The sequence below is a fragment of the Catenovulum agarivorans YM01 genome, assembly GCF_000281085.1.
Taxonomy (GTDB): Bacteria; Pseudomonadota; Gammaproteobacteria; order Enterobacterales; family Alteromonadaceae; genus Catenovulum; species Catenovulum agarivorans.
In genome coordinates, this window is sequence record NZ_JH767532.1 from 67,342 (window position 1) to 90,432 (window position 23,091).

23 protein-coding genes and 1 tRNA gene are annotated in these 23,091 nt (G+C 40.2%); 23 read left to right on the top strand and 1 reads right to left on the bottom strand.

Going from position 1 to position 23,091, the window contains the following annotated elements:
* The 8 genes from WSC_RS0115145 (at position 1) to WSC_RS0115180 (ending at position 7,815) form a co-directional block, all read left to right on the top strand.
* Complete coding sequence (locus tag WSC_RS0115145) at positions 1–804, top strand: thiazole synthase (RefSeq protein WP_016956789.1); 804 nt, start codon at positions 1–3, stop codon at positions 802–804.
* A gap of 45 nt (positions 805–849) precedes the next feature.
* Positions 850–2,376 carry a thiamine phosphate synthase gene (thiE, locus tag WSC_RS0115150; protein WP_016956790.1) on the top strand — a complete coding sequence of 509 codons (1,527 nt, stop codon included), beginning with the start codon at positions 850–852 and terminating at the stop codon, positions 2,374–2,376.
* A gap of 93 nt (positions 2,377–2,469) precedes the next feature.
* Positions 2,470–3,240, top strand: coding sequence for a HesA/MoeB/ThiF family protein (locus WSC_RS0115155; protein WP_016956791.1), 771 nt, complete (start codon positions 2,470–2,472; stop codon positions 3,238–3,240).
* 82 nt (positions 3,241–3,322) lie between these two features.
* Positions 3,323–4,168: an HDOD domain-containing protein gene (locus WSC_RS0115160; RefSeq protein ID WP_016956792.1), complete on the top strand. Its 846-nt coding sequence runs from the start codon at positions 3,323–3,325 to the stop codon at positions 4,166–4,168.
* Between the two features lie 113 nt (positions 4,169–4,281).
* Positions 4,282–4,358, top strand: a tRNA-Trp gene (locus WSC_RS0115165).
* Between the two features lie 18 nt (positions 4,359–4,376).
* Entirely contained in the window at positions 4,377–4,862 is a 486-nt protein-coding gene (locus WSC_RS0115170) for a hypothetical protein (protein ID WP_016956793.1), read from the top strand.
* A gap of 9 nt (positions 4,863–4,871) precedes the next feature.
* The gene (gene rimI / locus WSC_RS0115175; protein ID WP_016956794.1) at positions 4,872–5,324 is read left to right on the top strand and encodes a ribosomal protein S18-alanine N-acetyltransferase; all 453 of its coding nucleotides are present in this window, start codon (positions 4,872–4,874) and stop codon (positions 5,322–5,324) included.
* A 100-nt stretch (positions 5,325–5,424) separates the two neighbouring features.
* Positions 5,425–7,815 (top strand): PilZ domain-containing protein, encoded by a 2,391-nt coding sequence (locus WSC_RS0115180; RefSeq protein WP_016956795.1) that lies wholly within the window; start codon positions 5,425–5,427, stop codon positions 7,813–7,815.
* A gap of 323 nt (positions 7,816–8,138) precedes the next feature.
* On the opposite strand, the gene WSC_RS0115185 is transcribed toward WSC_RS0115180, so the two are convergent.
* A complete protein-coding gene (locus WSC_RS0115185) occupies positions 8,139–9,146 on the bottom strand; it encodes a phospholipase A (protein ID WP_016956796.1) in 1,008 nt (335 codons plus the stop codon).
* Positions 9,147–9,349: 203 nt separating this feature from the next.
* On the opposite strand from WSC_RS0115185, the gene prfC reads away from it, so the two are divergent.
* From prfC to dnaX, 15 genes are all read left to right on the top strand, one after another.
* Positions 9,350–10,930 (top strand): peptide chain release factor 3, encoded by a 1,581-nt coding sequence (gene prfC, locus WSC_RS0115190; protein WP_016956797.1) that lies wholly within the window; start codon positions 9,350–9,352, stop codon positions 10,928–10,930.
* Positions 10,931–10,939: 9 nt separating this feature from the next.
* Positions 10,940–12,679 (top strand): arginine--tRNA ligase, encoded by a 1,740-nt coding sequence (gene argS / locus WSC_RS0115195; protein WP_016956798.1) that lies wholly within the window; start codon positions 10,940–10,942, stop codon positions 12,677–12,679.
* Between the two features lie 479 nt (positions 12,680–13,158).
* Positions 13,159–13,920, top strand: coding sequence for a DUF3450 domain-containing protein (locus WSC_RS0115200; protein ID WP_016956799.1), 762 nt, complete (start codon positions 13,159–13,161; stop codon positions 13,918–13,920).
* Positions 13,920–15,281, top strand: a complete 1,362-nt coding sequence (locus WSC_RS0115205) for a MotA/TolQ/ExbB proton channel family protein (protein WP_016956800.1) — start codon at positions 13,920–13,922, stop codon at positions 15,279–15,281. The genes WSC_RS0115200 and WSC_RS0115205 overlap by 1 nt, the downstream gene beginning before the upstream one ends.
* A gap of 1 nt (position 15,282) precedes the next feature.
* Positions 15,283–15,807: a MotA/TolQ/ExbB proton channel family protein gene (locus tag WSC_RS0115210; RefSeq protein WP_016956801.1), complete on the top strand. Its 525-nt coding sequence runs from the start codon at positions 15,283–15,285 to the stop codon at positions 15,805–15,807.
* An 11-nt stretch (positions 15,808–15,818) separates the two neighbouring features.
* A complete protein-coding gene (locus WSC_RS0115215) occupies positions 15,819–16,220 on the top strand; it encodes an ExbD/TolR family protein (RefSeq protein WP_016956802.1) in 402 nt (133 codons plus the stop codon).
* A gap of 1 nt (position 16,221) precedes the next feature.
* Positions 16,222–16,836: an energy transducer TonB gene (locus tag WSC_RS0115220; RefSeq protein WP_026016878.1), complete on the top strand. Its 615-nt coding sequence runs from the start codon at positions 16,222–16,224 to the stop codon at positions 16,834–16,836.
* 65 nt (positions 16,837–16,901) lie between these two features.
* Entirely contained in the window at positions 16,902–18,176 is a 1,275-nt protein-coding gene (locus WSC_RS0115225) for a tetratricopeptide repeat protein (RefSeq protein WP_016956804.1), read from the top strand.
* A gap of 182 nt (positions 18,177–18,358) precedes the next feature.
* Entirely contained in the window at positions 18,359–18,856 is a 498-nt protein-coding gene (locus tag WSC_RS0115230) for an HvfA family oxazolone/thioamide-modified RiPP metallophore (protein ID WP_016956805.1), read from the top strand.
* Positions 18,843–19,706 (top strand): HvfB family MNIO-type RiPP peptide maturase, encoded by an 864-nt coding sequence (locus tag WSC_RS0115235; RefSeq protein ID WP_016956806.1) that lies wholly within the window; start codon positions 18,843–18,845, stop codon positions 19,704–19,706. The genes WSC_RS0115230 and WSC_RS0115235 overlap by 14 nt, the downstream gene beginning before the upstream one ends.
* Positions 19,693–20,436: an HvfC family RiPP maturation protein gene (locus WSC_RS0115240; protein ID WP_016956807.1), complete on the top strand. Its 744-nt coding sequence runs from the start codon at positions 19,693–19,695 to the stop codon at positions 20,434–20,436. The genes WSC_RS0115235 and WSC_RS0115240 overlap by 14 nt, the downstream gene beginning before the upstream one ends.
* 61 nt (positions 20,437–20,497) lie before the next feature.
* Positions 20,498–20,623: a hypothetical protein gene (locus tag WSC_RS25510; RefSeq protein ID WP_016956808.1), complete on the top strand. Its 126-nt coding sequence runs from the start codon at positions 20,498–20,500 to the stop codon at positions 20,621–20,623.
* Positions 20,624–20,774: 151 nt separating this feature from the next.
* Entirely contained in the window at positions 20,775–21,143 is a 369-nt protein-coding gene (locus WSC_RS23025) for a response regulator (RefSeq protein ID WP_016956809.1), read from the top strand.
* 61 nt (positions 21,144–21,204) lie between these two features.
* A complete protein-coding gene (gene apt, locus WSC_RS0115255) occupies positions 21,205–21,753 on the top strand; it encodes an adenine phosphoribosyltransferase (RefSeq protein ID WP_016956810.1) in 549 nt (182 codons plus the stop codon).
* A gap of 8 nt (positions 21,754–21,761) precedes the next feature.
* The coding region (gene dnaX, locus WSC_RS25055) for a DNA polymerase III subunit gamma/tau (RefSeq protein WP_016956811.1) at positions 21,762–23,091 on the top strand (1,330 nt) is incomplete at its 3' end.

Genomic DNA, 23,091 nt, shown 5'->3' on the forward strand with positions numbered 1-23,091 from the left:
ATGGCTATTGATGTAAACACAGATTTGTTAGACATATACGGGCAAAAATTTAGCAGCCGATTATTAATTGGCTCTGCTTTATATCCGTCACCCAAAGTGATGCAAGATTCAATTGCTGCTTCACAAGCGCAAATTGTTACTGTGTCGCTTCGCCGCCAGTCACCGGAATCTGGTGGTGGTAATATGTTTTGGCAACAAATCAAAGATTTGGGTTTAACCATATTACCCAATACAGCTGGTTGTCATTCTATTCAAGAAGCTGTGACTTTGGCGCAAATGTCGCGAGAAATTTTTGAGACCGATTGGGTGAAATTAGAGTTAGTAGGGGATGAGTATAATCTTCAGCCCGACCCAATTGATTTAGTTAAAGCGACTGAAATTTTAATTAACGATGGCTTTAAAGTTTTACCTTATTGCACTGACGATTTAGTGATTTGTCGCCATTTGGTTGAATTGGGCTGTGAAGTATTAATGCCTTGGGGCGCGCCAATTGGTACGGGCAAAGGTTTATTAAATCCGTATGCTTTGTCGGCTATCCGCAATCGTTTTCCACAAACTACGCTAGTGGTTGATGCAGGTATTGGTAAACCGTCAGATGCGGTACAAGCATTTGAATTGGGCTATGATGCAATTTTATTAAACTCAGCAGTTGCGCAAGCGCAAGATCCAATTGTCATGGCACAAGCCTTTAAAGCTGCTTGTGAAGCTGGGCGTTTTGGTTATTTAGCCGGTAAAATGCCGGAAAAAGATACAGCGCAGCCAAGTACCCCAACTTTAGGCATGCCATTTTGGCATCAGTCCTAACAGTTATAGACAAAAAATAATATAGATAAAAATAGTTAAGTTAACATGCAAAATTTTCCGATAGTTTGGAGCATAGCCGGATCAGACTGTTCTGGTGGTGCCGGTGTTCAAGCCGATTTAAAAACCATGCACAATTTAGGTTGTGACGTCAGTACAGTTATAACGGCGAATACCGCACAGAATTCTTTTGGTGTACAAGAAATCAATGCTGTTTCGGTTGATGTATTGCTGTCTCAATTAGATGCATTAGCAATTGACCGCCCACCACAAGTTATCAAAATTGGTATGTTAGCCAATGTGCAGCAAATTGATGCTATCTCACTATGGTTAGTTGATTATGCTGCACGTATGCCAATGCCAAAAGTTATTTACGACCCAGTTGCTATTGCATCCGCTGGTGGCAATTTAGCAGAAGAAGATATTTTACCTGCGATTAAACAAAAGTTATTGCCTTTGGTCGATGTGTTAACGCCAAATGCTAATGAAGCGCAAAGATTATCTGGTGTATATATTATTAACTGGCAAAGCATGTTAGATGCAACTCAGGCGTTGATGGCATTAGGTGTTGGTGCTGTAGCCCTAAAAGGTGGCCACATTGATATCGACAAAGAATATTGTGTTGATATGGCAGATAATGGTCAGCAACAGTTTTGGTTAGCGTCAAAACGCATTGATACTGAGCATACCCATGGTACAGGCTGCACCTATGCCTCTGCTATTGCCGCATTGTTTGCGCAAGGTTATTTATTGCGTGATGCAGTCACTGTCGCCAAAGCATACATTAACCAAGGTTTGCGTTTAGCTAAAGATTATCAAGGCGCATATGGGCCTATTCGCCAAGGTAACTGGCCAAATAAACTGGCAGATTATCCAAGTATATTACAAACAGATTCTAAGTTAGCGGATGAATTAGATTGGCAGCAAGGCACTGAAGGCAAATTTAACTACGCCGATAATTTTGCTGATTGTGGTTCATTATCTTTAGGTTTGTACCCAGTCGTCGGTGATATTGAGTGGATTGAAAGATTAGCGCCACTCGGGGTTAAAACCATTCAACTGCGTTTAAAAAACTTGGCTGTAGCAGAAATAGAGCAACAAATTCAGCGAGCTGTGACTTTAAGTCAGCAATATGGTTTTAGATTATTTATCAATGACTATTGGCAACTGGCGATTAAACACCAAGCTTATGGCGTACATTTAGGTCAAGAAGATTTAGCCGATGCTGATTTACAGGCAATTAAACAAGCAGGTTTACGTTTGGGCATTAGTACCCATGGTGAATATGAATTACTTGCGGCTAAACAACTTAAACCAAGTTATCTTGCGGTTGGGGCAATTTATCCAACCAAAACCAAAGATATGACAGGGCAAATTCAAGGTGTTGTCCGTCTTGAACGTTATTTAGACTTAGTCAAAGATTTGCCTGTTGTCGCTATTGGCGGTATTAATTTGCAGCGTGTACACCAAGTAAAACAGACGGGGGTCGGGTCTATTGCTTTGGTTACAGCAATTACTGAAGCTGAGTCGCCGGAAGATGCGTTTAAAACTTTACAGCAAATTGTCGAGGCTTAAGTTTAAGAGTGATTTGCAATAGATCAATTATTCAAGCTTGCTTTTGACATATACTAGAGCTGAATTCGTGTTTAATTTAAACGGAGCTAAATAGTGCAGGACAAATTATCCGACCAAGAAGCCACAAGATACAGCCGTCACTTATTATTAAGTCAAATTGGCGAAGGTGGGCAAATTAAATTAAAAAATGCGCATGCTGTCGTGGTTGGCGCTGGTGGTTTAGGTAGTCCTGTCTGTTTATATTTAGCTGCTGCTGGTGTTGGTAAAATTACTATTATCGACCCAGATACAATTGAAGTTACCAATTTGCAAAGGCAAATTTTATATAAAACCAATCATGTTGGCCGTGAAAAAGCCCAAATGGCGGCAAATCAAATGCAGGCGTTAAATCCACTTATTCAAGTACAAGCAATTGGCAAAAAGGTCGAAAATTGTAACTTTGAGCAAGTTATTAAAGATGCGACCGCTGTATTAGATTGCACCGACAATGTTTCAAGCCGCTATTTCATCAATCAAATTTGTGTGCAAGCTCAAGTGCCGCTCATTAGTGCTGCGGCCATTCGTGGCGAAGGCCAATTTATGATGTTTAATTTTAAACAACAAACATCACCTTGTTACCATTGTGTTTTCCCAGATCTTGATGGTGACGAAGCTGGTTTAAATTGCAGCAACGCAGGAGTGGTAGGGCCATTGTTGGGTTTAATGGGCAGTAAACAAGCGCTTGAGTTTGTAAAATACGTGGTTAAACCTGAATCCTGTTCATTCGCCAAATTAACTGTTATTGATATCTGGTCAGAACAAAATCGTCAATTTAACTTAGCCGCAGACCCTGCATGTCCTGTTTGTACTGCACCCGAGCTTTAATCCTTCTAAATACTTGCTCCAATCGTTAACAGAGTTTAACCTTAGGTGAATGCAACACGCGTGACTTAAGGTATTCAATTTCATGGCAATTAAAATTACTGCAGCTGAAAAACAGATGTTACAAAACGTCACGATCCCACCTCGTCCAGAAGCGTTGTTAAAAGTGAGTGAAGAGGCTAAAAAGCCAGAGCCGGATGTGGCTGTGATCGCTAAAGCAATTTCGAGTGATATAGCAATCTCAGCTTCGGTATTGCAGGTGGTTAATTCAGCGGCATTTCGCCGAGCTAAAGAAATTAAATCTATCGACCAAGCTGTAATGGTTTTAGGGTTAAAACGAGTATTCCCTATCGTTAAAGCCGTAGCATTAAAAAGTGCTATGGCAGCTAGAGATGAACTTGCAACTTTTTGGCAAGATTCAACCGATGTTGCTAATGTCTGTGCTATGGTTTGTAATCAATTAGAAAAACCTCAGCTAGCAGATAATGCTTACATGTTGGGCTTGTTTCACGATGCAGGTATTCCGGTAATGGTGATTAATTATCCAGAATTTGCGGCGATTATGCACAAAGCTGAAGATGTAGGTTGGGGCAGTGAACTACTCGCACTGGAGCGTGAGCGGTTTAAGACTAATCATACAACAATTGGTGCTTTGTTAGCGCAACGCTGGAAGCTGGCTAAAGACTTAGTTGAAGTGATTTATTATCAGCATGATAGTGACGGTATTTTTGCTACATCTGAATTAACTCGTGTTGGCTTATGGTTATTGGCTATTTTAAAAATTTCTCGCCATATTGTGTTAGATCTACAAAAAGGCAAGGAAGTAAGTGAAGAATGGTTAGTGGTCAAAGAACAATTATTAGAGTTTTTTGATTTTGAAGAAGAAGACTTAAATGATGTGATTGAAGCCGTTATGTCTAAACAAGCATAAGGTATCTAACATAATAAACTTGGCCGTCGCCTATAAAATAAGCAAACGCACAGAATATGAAATTAATTGCTTTACACATCAAAAAGCCTATGTATAATCGGCACCAACTCGATAGGGGTGTAGTTCCAATTGGTAGAACAGCGGTCTCCAAAACCGATGGTTGGGGGTTCGAGTCCCTCCGCCCCTGCCAGTCTTTCGAAGATTTGTTATGTCGCAGTTAAACACTTATCAAATGGCAGTCCTTGCCGAATTAAACATAGATACTTTTAAACCAAAAAGTATTATTGAATCTGAAAAAGTTTCAGAAATCTCCACCGATAAAAATACTCAAACTGCAGAAAAAATAGATCATTTAGCGCAAATAAAATCAGCTATTGGTTTGACTCGGCCCGCGACTTCATCGGAGCCGGTAATTGACTCACAAACTCAGCCTGAAATTAGCAAAGTGACATCACAGCCAACATCCACACAAGTGGAACTCGTGAATATTCATGCCGATGATCTTGCCGCGCTAACCACTTGGCTGCAACAGACTAAATTAAACTATCGACATAGCCAGCAAACTAACCAAAGAATCACAATTGAAAAATTGCTTTTCAACCAAGCTATCGACAACACTTTTTTCAAATTTGATCTAACTAAAGCTGAAGATAAAAAAGCATTTTGGCAGCTTGTTAGTCAGTTGCTGATGTGATTCCGTCAAATGATTGAAATCGTCTCGTTGGCTGCTGAACATTTAGCACAAGTTCATCAAATAGAAGTTGTCAGCCAGCCAGATCCTTGGTCGTTATCTTTATTTGAATCTTGCCTATCTGCTCGTTACATTAATTTTGTCGCAATAGAAAACAACCAAGTTTTGGGCTTTTTAATTGCCGATTGGATTGCTGGTGAAGCGTGTTTAATGAATATTTGTGTTGCGCCCGAGCAAAGGAAAAATGGTATAGCTAAAGCACTACATCATTATTTTGTTGGTCAGCTGTTAATTCGTGGTACAGACAAGTTATGGCTTGAGGTTCGTCAGTCTAATTCAGCTGCACTCGCTCTATATACTCAGTTGGGCTATCGGCAGATTGCCGTGCGTAAAAGCTATTACGCTGCTACAGCACAACTCCCAGCCGAAGACGCGATAATTATGCAAGTTGAATTAACCAGTTGATAATTAAATCAACGTAACTGCTAAATTGGTTTATTATTTAAGGTATTGGTCATTATGTTGACGGCAACAAACAAGCTAGCTAGTTATAAGGAAGGCTAAGGTGGATTTTCCTGCGCACTTACAAAATATTGTTGATAAGTTATCGCCCGCTAAAACCTCGGCCACTTTTGAGCAATTGTTTAAAGCGCAGACAAAAAAATTAACTAATTCAGAGCGCTTCTTGGTTAAAATGGAAATTAATCGGCTAAATAAAGCGTGCCAGCGGCCAATCGATTTACGTGGTAGACACGGTTCAGCTTGCCAACCCTATCAGGTTAATGGTGTTCAGCATTATCTCCCTGAACCTGCTATAGAGAGGTTAAATCAGTTACTCGCAATATATAAACAAATCTACTGCTTTGCCATTTATGAGCAAATATTGTTTGAATATAAACAAAAACCTCAAGCACAAACTTATGACTCAAAAACGCAGCGCAGTGAAATAGAACGTACACTGATGAGCCCAATTGAATTTGGTCAAAGAGTAATCCGCAATGAAGAGCGTATGCACTACACCACGCAAGTAACGCTCAATATTAACAAACTGAAATTGGACGCGATAACCTGCGATATTTCGCCTTCCGGATTGAGAATAAAAATTAAAGCTGAACATCGCTTTGAATCAGAGCAGTTGCTGCAAGTTAGTTTTGTAAAGTGGCAAAGCAAATTTTCTGAACAAACCTGTCGAGCAACTTATAAACTCTGTTGGCAAAAGCTTGATGGGCATAACACTTTGCTGGGACTGGCAATCTTACCTGAATTAGATCAATTTAATTTTAGTGTTTTTATTGATAAGTATGTAAAAAGTTATCGCCGTAAATATAAATTAGACGCTTGCAATACATTGCAGTCTGCCCGCAATATTTTGTTCGAACAATGTTATTTTTATACACATAGCGCATTACCTTTGTTACTAACACGCGACAGCCAAGGGGTACATATTCCATATGTTTGTAAACAGTCTAGTAATGCTTATGTACTTGATTATTGGCAAGATGAACATGGTGTATGCCAATTAAGACAGCTATTTTCTGGCGCAAGATTACTTAATTTATTAAATCAAATTACCCCTGTTAAGAACGAATATCTATTTTGTTTCACTCATGTGCAGCAGGGTAAAACACATCATTTTAGTGCAACCTATGATGAGTTGGTTGAAGCGGATTTATTAAGTTTATATCTTGGCTTTGCAGCGCAAAAGTCGAGTTGGCGGGTATTAAAAATACAATTGCAAGAGATTGATTTAAAAAATGCGCAACGCGCAGTAGCCATTCCAGAAAGTGCCGGAGAAGAAATAGCACAACAAAACCAACCTGTTACACCCGACGTGATAGCACAATTAGCTAATTTAACTCATTTTGCCTTATTAATTGACGTAACCAATCAATATGCCAAAGCGAGTTATGCTGATCATCAAGTTGATACTCAGCAGCTTGAAAGTTTAATGCGTTTTAAACAAGAAAAACTGGCGACTACCCAAACTCAAGCTTTGCACTTTCAATTTTTGGGTAAACGAAAAGAGCCAAGGGTCAGATATTCTAGTGCAATACAATTAGAGTTAACGGATAGCAAAGTTGCTGGGCAAACCATGAATATTTCAACCAATGGGATGCAGTTAAAACTTAAAACTTGGCCACAATTAGAGCGGGGTCAGTATGTATTGGTTGGATTTCCTGAACTCGCTAAAAAATTGAAGCTCAAAGGTGAACTAATCAAGTATCAAGTAATGGGCACAAACGCAGACAATTGTCTAGTTGGCTTACGTTTAGTGAGTGGTTCAAGTACACTGGTGCAGGCCTTGGGCAAAATATTTGATTCTCGGATGGAGCAAGCGCAGTCTCCTGCCAGCGCAGCATTAGAGAATGCCATCCGTAATATTATTGTGATGTCTACCTCACAATGTTGTGGCTTCATTTATCGCTCTGAACAAAAACACCTGAACATGTTGGCACAACCAAGTACTTCAAATCGGCTCAGTGCTCTGATCGATAAATGCCAAAATTACCAACAAAAAGCCCTAGAAAGTTTTATTTTAAAGCGATTTGAGCAGAGCAACTTTGCGATAAATAACAGTGTGTTTGAGTTGGTAATTAGCGTAGTTAATCAGCATGATATTTTCGCCGATATCTGGTTAGATAAAGTGGTAGATGAAAATAGCCGTAAATTAATCATTCAACAACAGCTGGCGCTCGGTCAAGTTTGGGTTGTACGGTTAGAGTGCCACGATGCCATTGAAGCAGATTGGCATGCGATTGAACTTGAACTAAGTTACCTGAGTGCCTTTCAACCTGCCGGTGCTCAACAGCTGCAAAAATACTTCTCGCATATTAAACATGCATACACCTTAACCGATGTAACGCGTGAAGTTTTGGTTAGGTACGAATTCACCGCTGAGCAAATCTCTCACAATCATACTCACCAAAATGAGTTTATTTTCGATATTTTTGATTAACAAGCACAGGCAGCAACCTACTAGTTTGTTTTCATATAATGATCATTTAGCAGTTTAATTTCTAATTTGGAGTTTAAAAGACCACAATGGTCTCAATCAAACTTGCGTTGTGCTTTATTTTGGTGCTAAATTTCATTGCTGTTGGTTAGTAAATAGCCTGATTTTGGGTTTTCTAAATTCTAGTTAATTATTAGCTTATGTGATGTTTGTATTGAACTAAATTGGTGCGTTGAGGCTGGTTGGAATTCTATAATAATAATATTTTTAAAGTTCTCCTAAGTGTTTATACCCGGGACTGTGCACCCCGGGTTTTCTTTTTCTTCCTATAATAAATCTGTTAATGCAATGCCCAAGCTTAATCTTTGCTGTGAATGGTTGTAGTCGATCAAACTTTCACCATAACCACTATAGGCTTGAACGTATCCTCTAAGGCGTCCCCAAATCGGGAAAGTTACACCCGCTTCAATTGAACCCCGGCCACTATTGAAGTTATAGCGCATTAAAAATTGGCTTTGCAGATTTTTATCAATTCTACAGGCACCAGATAATTCCCAGTGTCCCATGTATTTGTCTATGTCCGGGTTGTCATCGCCTTTTGGGTCATCAATCGATTTTTTGGCATTTTCTGGTAATCGCCACCAAGGGCGAAAGTTTAAAACCCAGTCTTGATGTTCAACTAATACGGCAAGATAAAATCGATTCCAACTACGTGACAAAGGAAGCTCACGGCCATTCGATTGATGCTCCAACCCTATGGCTAAATTGGTTGTGGTGTTAAATAGTTGCCATTTGGTTGGCAGAAAATAAAACACTTCTGGTTGATAGTTAGTTTCGCGGAAGGGTTTGCTGTATAAGCTGCTATATACTTGCCACCACGACTGCATTGTCATGCCAAAAAATAAACCATCACCATATTTAAATATAGGTGCGTAGTTAAGTGGCACTTTAAAACTCAGCTGCATTTTAGCTTCAAGTTGTTGCTTTGGGTCAATTAATGTTGAACCTTCGTAAGCCTGTTCATTATAACCTGTGGTGTAGCTTGCAGCTAAGATATAGTTCATCCTATGTGGGGTAATTACGTAGGGGCTGAATGCGGTTTTTCGCTCTTGTTCTAGGCGTTCAGATAATGCGCCATTGCTAGACGCTTTTTCGAGTGCTTCTATTTGCGCACATATTTGATTTATTTGTGCCACGTCTAAGTTGTCATTTACCCGCTTCATTTGACGTAATTGACATTGTTCAAATTTATTTAGCTCAGCATAGCTTAGAGTCGAATAGCTAACTAAACTAACCAACCAGATATAAATAATGTACTTAAATTTAACTAGCATACAAAGATAGCCTACAGAGAATTTTTACGTGTTTGTTTTACCATAGTGGTTGTTCGTTAGCATTGTAAACATAAGCGGGTGGTAAAAGTATCACTGACGTGCTTTTTATTGGCAGATAAACTGTCCAAAATCATGCATATTTAACTGAATTCGGTATAATGCCCGCGATTTATACTTGCCATTATCTAGTAGAGAGTTTGTTGATGTCATTTTTAGAAGAAGTTCAACGCCGCCGCACGTTCGCGATTATTTCGCATCCCGATGCAGGTAAAACCACAATTACCGAAAAAGTTTTGTTATTCGGAAAAGCCTTGCAAACGGCTGGTACGGTAAAAGGCCGTGGCTCTAACCAACATGCTAAATCTGACTGGATGGAAATGGAAAAAGAGCGTGGTATCTCAGTTACAACCTCGGTCATGCAATTCCCATATAATGACAAGCTAGTTAATTTACTCGACACCCCTGGGCATGAAGATTTCTCGGAAGATACTTATAGAACACTGACGGCAGTGGATTCTTGTTTGATGGTTATTGATGCAGCCAAAGGTGTTGAAGATAGAACTCGAAAACTCATGGAAGTAACGCGCCTACGTGATACGCCTATTGTTACTTTTATGAACAAACTCGACCGTGACATTCGTGATCCTATGGAGTTATTGGACGAAGTTGAAACTGAACTAAATATTGCCTGTGCACCAGTAAGTTGGCCAATAGGTTGTGGTAAAGAGTTGAAAGGTGTTTACCATATTCATCGTGACGAATGTATTTTGTATCAAACAGGCCAAGGCCATACCATTCAAGAAAAACGTATTATTAAAGGTTTGGACAATCCGGATTTAGATAAAGCGGTTGGTGAAGATTTAGCTGCCACGTTAAGAGACGAGTTAGAATTAGTTATAGGTGCATCACATGAATTTGACCAAGAGTTATTTTTAAAAGGCGAGTTAACACCTGTCTTTTTTGGTACTGCATTAGGTAACTTTGGTGTTGATCATATGCTCGATGGCTTAACTGAATGGGCGCCAGCACCTATGCCACGTGCAACCGAAGAGCGTAACGTTGAAGCAAAAGAAGAAAATTTCACAGGTTTTGTGTTTAAAATTCAAGCGAATATGGACCCTAAACACAGAGATAGAATTGCTTTTGTCCGGATTGTTTCTGGAACCTATCAGCAGGGCATGAAGTTAAACCATGTGCGCATTGGCAAAACGGTTAATATCTCGGATGCGGTTACTTTTATGGCGGGCGATCGTGAACGCGCAGCCTATGCATATGCTGGCGACATTATTGGTTTGCATAATCACGGCACAATTCAAATTGGTGACACCTTTACTCAAGGTGAAAAACTTAAATTTAGTGGTATACCAAACTTTGCCCCAGAATTGTTCCGCCGTATTCGCTTAAAAGATCCACTTAAACAAAAACAATTGCTCAAAGGTTTAGTTCAATTATCCGAAGAAGGCGCGGTACAAGTATTTCGACCTTTAGCTTCTAACGATCTAATTGTTGGTGCGGTGGGTGTGCTCCAGTTTGACGTTGTCGTGCAAAGATTGAAGTCTGAATATAATGTTGATGCGATATATGAATCTATCAATGTTGCAACCGCTCGTTGGGTAATAGGTAAAGACAGCAAGAAATTTGATGAGTTTAAACGCAAAGCTGAAGCTAACTTAGCATTAGACGGTGGCGACAACCTGACTTATGTTGCACCAACTATGGTTAATTTAAGTTTAGCGCAAGAAAGATACCCAGATATTGAATTCCACCAAACGCGTGAACACTAAGGTAGATAAATGAAAGTAAAACAGTTATTAACAAACAAAGTTCATGCAGCTATGCAAGCTGCCGGAATTCCAGCTGAACATGGGCCACATATTGCTTTGTCAAAACAAGCTCAATTTGGTGACTATCAAGCAAATGGAATCTTAGGTGCGGCTAAACAATTAAAAACCAATCCAAGAGCATTAGCGCAACAAGTTGTTGAACAATTAGATTTATCTGACATTGCTAGTAAAGTGGAAATTGCTGGACCTGGTTTTATTAACATCTTTTTGGCACAAACTTGGTTATCTGACACTTTAAACCAAAACCTTGCTGACGAGCGCTGCGGTGTTACTGCAACGGAACAACCGTTAACTTGTGTGGTTGATTATTCATCGCCTAACCTTGCAAAAGAAATGCATGTTGGTCATTTGCGTTCGACCATAATTGGTGATGCGGTTGTACGTGCACTTGAATTCCAAGGACATAAAGTTATTCGTCAAAACCACATGGGCGACTGGGGAACTCAGTTCGGTATGTTAATTGCCCATTTAGAAACGATTTTGGCCGATAACTCAGTTGCAGAAGTGGCATTGTCTGATCTTGAAACATTTTATCGTGAAGCGAAAAAACGTTTTGATGATGATGAAGATTTCGCCAACACAGCACGTGAATACGTGGTTAAGTTACAAGGTGGGGATGCTAAATGTATCGAGCTATGGCAGCAGTTTATTGATATTTCGGTATCGCATAGCGAAGAGGTGTACAACAAACTCAATGTCACCCTAAGTCGTGATGATATTCGACCAGAGAGTGCATACAATGACATGTTGCAGGATATAGTCAAAGATCTGCAACAACAAGGTCTTGCTGTTGAAGACCAAGGTGCTCAAGTGGTCTTTTTGGAAGAATTAGCGGATAAAGAAGGCAATCCGTCACCTGTTATTATCCAAAAATCGGGTGGTGGTTTCTTGTATGCAACAACCGATTTAGCTGCGTTAAAATATCGCGGTCAAACACTTAAAGCTGATCGTAACCTGTATTTTATTGATGCGCGCCAGTCACTGCATATGCAACAAGTGTTTACCCTAGCGAAAAAAGCCGGTTTTGTTGCACAAGAGATGAGCCTTGAACATCATGCTTTTGGCACTATGATGGGCAGTGATGGCAAGCCATTCAAAACTCGTTCAGGTGGGACAGTTAAACTTGTTGAATTGTTAGATGAGTCGGTAGCGCGTGCACAAGAGCTTATCGCTCAACGCTCAACTGATTTAACCGAGCAGGAACAACAAGAAATTGCGCGAGTTGTTGGTATTGGTGCGGTTAAATTTGCCGATTTATCAAAACATAGAACCAGTGACTATATCTTTAACTGGGATAGCATGCTGAGCTTTGATGGAGCTACAGCGCCTTACCTTCAGTACGCATATACCCGAGTTAAATCTATTTTTGCTAAGGCTGGCACTGATGTTGCGGATATCACAGGGCCGATTAACATCGAAGCAGAGCAGGAACGTAGCTTAGCGATTAAATTACTTCAGTTCGAAGATACTTTGGAGCTGGTAACCGCTGAAGCGCATCCGCATGTGTTGTGTCAATATTTGTTTGAGTTAGCCAGTGCCTTTATGAGCTTTTATGAGGCTTGCCCAATATTAAAATCAGACGTTGAACTACAAGTTCAACAAAGTCGCTTGGCAATCAGTCGCTGGACTGCAAGTGTTATCAAACAAGGTTTAACCTTACTCGGTATTGCAACCACTGAAAAAATGTAAATACCCAGCTAAATGTTAACAAACGTTGTTGTGCTGCAGCGCGTTTGTTGACCCTTTCTTTAATTAAACCTACTTAAACGCTATTCACTCAACAAGCATATAAACAATTCTAATATTTTCGTTTACAACTTAATCGAATAAGACTTTCTAAAGCAGAAATTGCTGAAAAGAAATGTATAAAAAATAACCTTTAGACTTCTTGCTTTGGCTATTTTTAATACAAATTAATCACTTTTGTTAATCAGAGTGAAGAAAATAGCCAAAATATTACGTATTTATATAAAATTCTTTGCATTCTACTGCACATTTTAGCTAAGATTTACCTGCGTCTATATAAAGAGAATCTGATGATCGAGTTTTTAGTGCGAGACTTCGAGTAACCAGACTCCAACAAGTAAGCGGCTCGGTACAAGATATTAGACTTGTACCCAAGCTAAGTATGTTCCAAACAATTTTAATTATTGGGAATCGTGTCAAAGATGATAAAGAGCAAAAAACTCGCTTCTGCTATTGCTGTTGCATGTGCAATGTCACTGCCTACAGTAGTTTCAGCAGACCAGGTTGAAAACCTGCATAAAGAAGAGCGTGCTATTCATGATGCAGCAGTCAAATCTCAAAAACGTGTAGATTCGTATTTTGAGCAATCAATTGACTTACTAAGTGAATACCGCCAGGTTGTCGATGAAACTGATAACTTGCGTTTATACAATGATCATGTTCAAAAATTGGTAAACAACCAAGAGAAATTGATCGGTTCCTTACAAAATCAGATTGATAGCATTGAAGATACTAAAAAAGGTGTTGTGCCTTTAATGTACAAAATGCTTGATTCTTTAGAAAAGTTCATTCAATTAGACATTCCAATTGAAGTTGAAGCTCGTACAGAGCGTGTAGAGCGTATCCGTGAATTAATGGGTGAGCCAAACATCACAACTTCAGAGCGTTACCGTCAAGTACTTGAAGCTTACCAAATCGAAAATGATTATGGTTCAGCTATGTCAGCTTACCAAGGTAAGTTAAACGACATTACAGTTGATATGGTTCATATCGGCCGTGTTGCTTTATTAGCACAATCATTAGACCTTAAAAAATCTTGGGTGTGGGACAACACAGCAAGAGATTGGGTTAAATTAGGTGAAGAGTACAACAAGCCAGTAACTAAGGTTATTCGTATGGCTAAGAAGCAAATTGCACCTGATCTATTAGAAGTGCCAGTATTTGCCGCGGAGAGTGCAGAATAATGAAACAATTAAAAACAATTCTAACTGCTTCAGCTATTGCATTGTCAACAATGACTTTTGGTGCATACGCCAATACAGCAGCATTAGATAAGCTATTACAAGATGTTAAAGCTGACCGTGTATCTGAAGCTAAAATCAATTCAGCGCGTGAGTCTGAGTTCCGTGCAGCACGTGATCAGAAACAAGCTTTATTAAACAAAGCTAAAAAAGAATTAGCCGATGAGCAAGCTCGTCAAAAGCAATTACAACAAACTTTTGCTGACAACGAAACTCGCATCACTGACAAAACTAAAGAGTTAGATGATGCTAAAGGTACGTTAGGTGAAATGTTTGGTGTGGTACGTCAAGCTTCTGGTGAAACAGTTGGTCGTGTAGCTACGTCAATTATCAGTGCTCAACCAGCTTATGCTAATCGTACTGAGCTATTAGCTAAACTAGCTGAAGCAAAAGAATTACCAAAACTTGCTGAGTTAGAAGAGTTATGGTTTGCATTACAAACTGAAATGACTGAGTCAGCAAAAGTTGTTAAGTTTGACGCTAACGTTGTTGCTTTAGATGGTACTGAGTCTGTGCAAACAGTAACTCGTATCGGCGCATTCAACTTATTGAGCAACGATGCTTACTTGAAGTTCAACTCTGAAAGTAAACAAATTGAGCCTTTAGGTCGTCAACCAGAAGGTCACATGGTTGCTGAGGTTGCAAGCTTCAACGCTACTACTAGCGGCTATGCAAGTTTGTTCTTAGACCCTTCACGTGGTGCAATTCTTGATATCTTCAAGCAAAAAGCAACACTGGAAGAGCGTTTCCACCAAGGTGGTTTACCAGGTTACGTAATCACTGCGGTATTAATCTTCGGTATGTTAATTTCTCTTGAGCGTTTCATTACTTTAACTGTTGTTGGTGCGAAAATCCGCAGCCAGTTGAAAGATTTAGCGAACCCAAGCGAAAAGAACCCATTGGGCCGAATCTTAGGTGTTTATGGTGCTAACAAAAATGTTGATACCGAAACATTAGAACTTAAATTAGATGAAGCTATCTTACGTGAAACGCCAAGAATTGAACGTGGTGTAAACGTAATTAAGATTTTGGCTGCAATCGCACCTTTATTAGGTCTACTAGGTACGGTAACAGGTATGATTGGTACCTTCCAATCAATTACATTGTTCGGTACGGGTGACCCTAAAATCATGGCGGGTGATATCTCTATGGCGTTGGTAACAACAGCTCAAGGTCTTATCGCAGCTTTACCATTGATTTTCTTACACAGTATTACAGCAGCTAAGAGCAAATCTATCGTTCACGTATTAGAAGAGCAAAGTGCTGGTATTGTAGCTTCTCACGCGGAGAAGGAGCGAGCATAAGATGTTATACCTGATAGATATTTGGGAAACTGTCAGGGGATTTATATCAACCGGGGGCGACGTATTATGGATCGTCTTCGGGGTGCTAGCTATCATGTGGATTCTGATGATTGAACGCTACTGGTTTATGTTGATTGAATTTCCTTCAATTCGCAAAAACATTATTGAGCGTTGGGATTCACGAGAAGATACGACCTCCTGGTATGCGCATCGTGTGCGTGATGCCTGGATTTCGGAAGCATCAGAATTGCTGAACGCCAGAATTCTTTTGATTAAAACCCTAGTTGCAGTATGTCCTTTAATCGGATTGTTCGGTACGGTAACAGGCATGATTTCAGTATTCGAAGTAATGGCTGTTTCTGGTACAGGTAACCCACGCTTAATGGCATCGGGTATTTCCATGGCAACAATTCCAACAATGGCTGGAATGGTTGCGGCGCTTTCTGGGGTATTTTTCAGCTCTAGAATTGAAACACGCGTTCGAGTGGAAGTGGAAAAGTTAGTGGATAGTTTGCCACATCATTAGAGAGAATTATTATGGCACGTAGACATCGCCGAGAAGAAGAAGATGCAGCGATCGACATGACGCCGATGCTAGACATCGTATTTATCATGTTGATCTTCTTTATCGTAACGACCTCGTTTGTTAAAGAGGCTGGTATTCAAGTTGATAAACCTGAAGCCAACAACTCAACGACGCCACCTAAAAATTCAAACATTTTCATTGCTATCAGTGAAAATGGTGATATTTGGATGGATAAGCGTATGGTTGACGTTGAACGCGTTCAAGCTAACTTAGAAAAAATGCTAGCTGAACAACCTACTGAAGCGGTTATTGTACAGGCGGATAAAGAAGCGAAACATGGCAAGGTAATGAAAGTCATGGATCAAATCAAAGCGGCCGGTATTGATAAAATAGTAGTAGCGGGGAAGAAGTAATATGATCCGCCTACTGTTATCTATACCAATAGGCATCGCGATAACATTCGGCCTGTTTGTACTGATGGCAGAGTTGATTGCAAACAATCAGAGCGGCCCTGAAAAGGGTGAAGAAGCTCCGCGAATTGAAATCGTGATGAATAAACCGTCGGACTCTGTACAACAACGTACTAGGACGCCGCCTCCGCCGCCGCCGCCACCACAGACTCCGCCTCCGCCTCAACAGGCTGAGCCAGAGACGACTAAAGCAGATGCTGGTGGTGTTAACCTTGATGTTCCAAATGTGAACACAGGTAATGTGGATGTTGGAATCGGCGACATTAGTGGTGCGTTGATGAAAGATGGTGACGCAACACCAATAGTCCGGATTGAACCTCGTTACCCTGCGCAAGCAGCGCGAGATGGAATTGAAGGCTGGGTTGAATTAAGTTTCACAATCGATGAAGTCGGTGGCGTAATCGATGTAGATGTAATCAACTCAGAGCCAAGACGTATTTTTGACCGTGAAGCGAAAAAAGCCTTGGCTAAATGGAAATACAAACCAAAAATTGTTGATGGTAAACCTGTTAAGCAGCCTGGTCTAACCGTGCGTCTTGACTTTACCTTAGCTAAATAAGTTTGTCTTTCGTTCAATTGAAGAAGGTTAGCTTACCCAGTAAGTAAGCTAACCCCGGAGAAAGTATGAAACTCTCACGATTGATTTTGACCGCAGTTTTAGTGGGTACTTCTGTGACTGGTACTGTGATGCCAACTCAGGTTTCTGCTAAAACTTTGGAAGAAAAGAAAAAAGAAAGACCTGTAGAGGTTATGTCGGAGCGTGTTGGTAAGAAAGTTGCTGAGGCAATTGACCTATTGACAGCAGATGAGAAGACAGGCAGAGAAGCCGATCCTAAAGGTGCTATTAAGTTACTAGAAGAGATTGAACCTAAGAAAGAGTTTGATAAAGCTTTCTTAGCTCAGTTAACTGGTAAATTATATGCGCAGGAAGGTGACTACAAAAAAGCGATTGAGAAAATCAAATTCGCTGCTGACCTTGATGTATTAAGCTGGGATGACCAAGCGGGTGTTTTAAAAGTTCTTGCGGTGTTAAGTCTGCAAGAAGAAAAGTACCAAGATGCGATCGATTACTATGGTAAATGGTTTACCTTTACTGAAGAGCATGATCCTTCTATATACACGCACTTGTCTTTAAGTTATTACCAGCTAAAAAATTACAAGAAAACAGTTGAACAAGCTGATCTTGCGATTAAGTATGCAAAAGAGCCAAAAGCTGACCCTTATCAGTTAAAAATGTCTGCTTACGTAGATACTAAAAACTATAAGGAAGCGATTAAAGTTTGTGTTGCGGCAATTAAATACTTCCCTGAAGATAAAAAATGGTGGGTGCCTCTCGCGCAGTTTTATCTGATGGAAGAAGATTATGCCCGTGCATTGTCTACATTTGAATTGTCAGACAAACAAGGCTTCCTAAACAAAGCTGCTCATTACACAACTTTGGCTCAACTATACTCTATGTATGGTATTCCATATAAAGCTGCAACAACTATGCAGCAGCATATGAAATCAGGCTTGATTGAGAAAGACGCTAAAAACTTAAGTGTTGCGGCTAACTATTTTCACCAAGCATCAGAGTATAAAAAAGCGGCAGAGCAATATTTAGCTGCAGCTAAGCTGAGCAAAGATCCTGAGCACTATCGCAAAGTAGGTGATTTGTTGGCAATTGCTGAAGAGTATAAATCTGCAGTAGATGCTTATGAGCAGGCGCTTGAGTTAGGTTCAGTAAAAGAAGGTAGTATTAAAGTTGCGCTAATTGAAGCTCACTTTTATTTAGGTAATTACAAAAAGGCGTATAGCTATGCACGTGAAAGTTTGCAAAACAAACAATACAAGCGTATGGCACAAGGCTGGATTGGTTACATAAAAGATACTGCTGAACGCAAAAACGTTGATATCTAACTTAGCGAACTTTCGCGAGTTTAAAAAAGGAGCCGCTGGCTCCTTTTTTTATATCTGTAGATAACGGAACTATTGCTCAATTCATCTCAATTTAACCAATTGAATAAATTTTTTTGAAAGGATATGTTAGCGCAACAGGTCTTATTCAGTGACTTTGTTATTTATATTCTCAAGGAACAATTATGAAATCACTTAAACATACTTCAGTTGCTGCTACGTTAGGTGCAGTTGTAGTCGGTTCGTTGACAGCGACTGGTGGTGCAAATGCGAACCCTTTTGTAATGTCGCAATTGAGCTCAGGTTATGAACTCTCGCAGACTTTAGAAGCCAAATGCGGTGAAGGCAAGTGTGGTGGCAAAGCCGACAAAGAAGCTAAATGCGGTGAAGGCAAATGTGGTGGCAAAGCCGATAAAGAAGCCAAATGCGGTGAAGGCAAATGTGGTGGTAAAGCCGATAAAGAAGCTAAATGCGGTGAAGGCAAATGTGGTGGTAAAGCCGATAAAGAAGCTAAATGCGGTGAAGGCAAATGTGGTGGCAAAGCCGATAAAGAAGCTAAATGCGGTGAAGGCAAATGTGGTGGTAAAGCCGATAAAGAAGCTAAATGCGGTGAAGGCAAATGTGGTGGTAAAGCCGATAAAGAAGCTAAATGCGGTGAAGGTAAGTGTGGTGGCAATAAATAAGCCTTTTCCACTTAAGTTATCTGGTGCAGGTCTCGGTTTACGCCGAGACTTTGCTGATTTAGTTTTAGATGGTTTAAATGAGCCGATTGATTTTTTCGAAGTTGCACCAGAAAACTGGATGAAAATGGGCGGCCGTTTTGAATGGTTATTTGCGCAGATAGCTGAACGGCACACTATAACTACCCATGGACTATCTTTGTCTATTGGCAGCCCAGATCCGCTAGACATTCATTTTATTAAAGAGGTTAAAACCTTTTTAGACAGATACAAGATAGAGTTATATTCCGAACATTTAAGCTTCTGCTCTGCCAATGGCCACATGTATGACCTAATGCCGATTCCTTTTACCGAAGACGCAGCCAGTTATGTAGCCGAGCGGGTTAAGTTGGTACAAGATATTCTGGAAAGGCCGCTTGTGCTAGAAAACGTATCTTATTACACAGCCTTAACTACTGAAATTTCTGAAATTGAGTTTATTAACTCAGTGTTAGCTGAATCGGGGGCTTTGTTGTTACTGGATGTTAATAATGTTTATGTCAATTCAATCAATCATAGATACGACGCTAGAGCATTTATTGATGCTATGCCAACAGAAAAAATAGTCTATGGGCATATAGCTGGTCACTATAACGAAGCCGAAGACTTGATTGTCGATACACATGGAGCCGACGTGATAGCGGAAGTGTGGCAATTATTAGCTTATGCATACCAACAACATGGCATATTCCCCACGCTACTTGAACGTGATTTTAATATTCCATCTTTGCCGGATTTATGTCAGGAAGTTCACCAGATAAAACAGGCTCAGGTAACAGCAGAACAATCAGAGCAAATCAATGTCATCATTTAAACACCTGCAATTTGAATTTGCTGATGCTATCCGCCAAGGAAAGGCAGCAATAAATAATATAGAGCAGCGACGTTTAACTATTTACCAAGAGCTGTTTTTTAACAACATCTTAGACTTCGTCAGCAACGCATTTCCAGTTTTAAAAAGTTTGTATAGCCAGCAAGCTTGGTCGCAATTAATCCGGCAGTTTTTTATTGAGCATACTTGTACCTCAGCTCATTTTGTTGATATTCCGGCTGAATTTTTACAATTTCTAACTGAGCAATATCAAGTTAAACAATCTGATCCCGTATTTATCAAAGAACTGGCGCATTATGAATGGATAGAGTTGGCGGTGACAGTTCAAGTACAAACACAAGATAAACTATCTCTGTTATCTGCCAATGAAATAACTAGCGAAAAATTTAACTTATCGCCATTGGCCAGAGTTATCAGTTATCCATACCCAGTGCACAAAATTAGCAAAAAATTTCAGCCAGTATCATCATCTGAACCCATTTATTTAATTATTTACCGCGATGCTGACTTCAAGGTGAAATTTATCGAAATAAATGCCGCTATTGCTTTCATGTTAGATTTACTTGCGAAGCAGGTTGAAAATAGTTTTGAAGGTTTAGTTACACAATTGCAATTGGCATTACCCCATGTCGAGAAAACCTTGTTACGCGAGTCGCTACATAGCAATTTAGTTGAATTTTCGCAGCTTACACTACTGGTGAAAAGTGAATAAATGATGGCTTTTTTCACTCTTTTTGACTAACATACGCGGCAAAATTTCTCGGAGATAATTTATGGGTCATCATAACGAACAAGGCGAAACTGCCAATGTTGGTCATTTATTAGTGGCTGTTGCAGTAACTATTGCATTACCTTTGTTACCGGCAATTTTAGGTTGGTACGTTATTTTAGCTAAATAATTGAGCTTAAGGCTGTTTAGCTGCTGAAACCACAGCTGCATGGATAGTTAAGTGGTTAACTTATGGAGTCGTGCTGATTAGCATGAACTAAATTGCAGATTGGCTATCTAAAGCTTATCTGCGAGCTTTCAGGGCAGAAAAGAGGGGATATATGAAGATTTTATTAGTTGATGATAATGCAAATGTGCGTGACACACTTGCCCAAGCTTTAGAAAATGAAGGGTATGAAGTTGAGTTAGGTGAAAATGGTCTAGCTGGATTTAATGCTGCAAAACAACAAAACTACGACTTTATCATTACCGATTATAAAATGCCGATTATCGACGGTGTTAAACTTATTGAAAATCTGACCCTTGATTTAGCTTATCCAAAGTCAAAAATCCTGTTGTTAACGACAGATGTAAGTAACAAAGCAAAATTTATTTTTGAAAAGTTACAAATTAGCTGGCTAGCAAAACCGGTTGAGATCCCTGAGGTCTTACAAAATTTACCGGATATTCAAACTTCGCAAATCGCTTAATTGGTAAAACTAGGTTTTTGTTGGGTATAATGCTGCCAGAGCAAATGTACGGATCGTAAAAATGACATCAAGCGCAGTTCTGGCAGAAATAAAATCTAGTATCAAAACCATTCCAAATTATCCCAAAGCCGGGATTATGTTTCGAGATGTGACCAGTCTAGTTGAAAATGGTCGAGCTTTTGCCTTATCCGTGCAAGCTTTAGCTGAGCCGTTTAAGAATCAGGGGATCACCAAAGTGGTTGGTGCTGAAGCCCGAGGTTTTATTTTCGGCGCTGCGGTCGCAAATGCACTAGGTGCAGGATTCGTTCTTGCTCGTAAACCGAATAAATTACCACGCGAAACTATTTCGCAAGATTATGAACTAGAGTATGGCTCGGACGAACTGCACATTCACAAAGATTCATTAAATTCTTCTGACAAAGTTTTATTAGTGGATGATTTAATTGCAACTGGCGGCACAATCGAAGCGGTTGCCAAGATGGTTCGCCAATTAGGTGCGACTGTTGAAACTGCTGCGTTTGTGATTAATTTACCCGATTTAGGCGGCGCAGATAAACTGCGAGCATTAAACATTGCGCCCTATTGCCTTGTTGAGTTTGAAGGGGAATAACTGATTTTATGAGTTATCAAGCACTCGCACGTAAATGGCGTCCACAAAATTTTGGCCAATTAATGGGCCAGGAGCACGTTGTAGCCGCATTAAGCAACGCACTAACCAATGACAGACTGCACCATGCCTATTTGTTTACCGGCACTCGCGGTGTTGGTAAAACCACTATTGCACGTATTTTCGCCAAAAGCTTAAATTGTGCTGACGGTATAACAGCTGAACCTTGTGGCCAATGTCAAAATTGTCGAGCAATTGAAGAAGGGCGTTTTGTTGATTTAGTTGAGGTGGATGCAGCGTCGCGGACTAAAGTTGAAGATACCCGTGAGATCCTAGATAACGTGCAATATCGCCCAACTCAAGGTCGCTATAAAGTATATTTAATTGATGAAGTACACATGCTGTCACGTCATTCATTTAATGCATTATTAAAAACCTTGGAAGAGCCACCCCCGCACATCAAATTTTTGTTAGCGACAACTGATCCTCAAAAACTACCAGTGACCATTTTGTCACGGTGTTTGCAATTCAGTTTAAAAGCGATGAATGTCGCGCAAATAGAAGCTCAGTTAAATAAAATTTTAACCGCGGAAAGTTTATCGTCTGAACAAGCTGCAATTAATCGACTGGCTGTTGCTGCAAACGGCAGTATGCGTGATGCACTCTCTTTAACTGACCAAGCCATTGCTCAGGGCAATGGTGCTGTTATCGAACAAGTTGTGAAAAACATGCTTGGTTTATTGGATGAGCAGCATGTTGATGCGTTAATCCGAGCTTTAATCAACCAAGATTTTGCTGCGGCAATGCAGACAGTTGAAAGTTTATTTTTGGCATCCGCCGACCCAACGCAGATTTTGGTGGAGTTGATGGACTGTCTACACCAAGTAGCTTTATTACAAAGTTTGCCAGAATACAAAATAATCGACAGCCGCAACTTTGAGCTACTTAGTCAAGCGGCGGCATTGTGGCCAGCTGAGCAAGTACATTTGTATTATCAAATTTGTTTGCGTGGGCGGAAAGATTTACCTTTTGCGGCGTCACCTCGCGCAGGGTTAGAAATGACGCTGATGCGTTTATTTGCGTTTTCACCTGTAGATACTCAGCGCAAAGAAATTTTTACTGCAGTGAAGCAAGTCGCTGTAGCGCAAAAAGTTGAAAATGTGGAAGTCGCAAGCGCGCCAGTAACGGAAAAAACTCAAGAGCAAGCAGCAGACGCGGAAAAAAAAACTGAATTAGTTAGTGACGCTGTCACTGTTGCTCCAACTGAAATAATTGAAAATACTACTGCAGAGCCAGAGCCAGAGCCAGAGCCAGAGCCAGAGCCAGAGCCAGAGCCAGAGC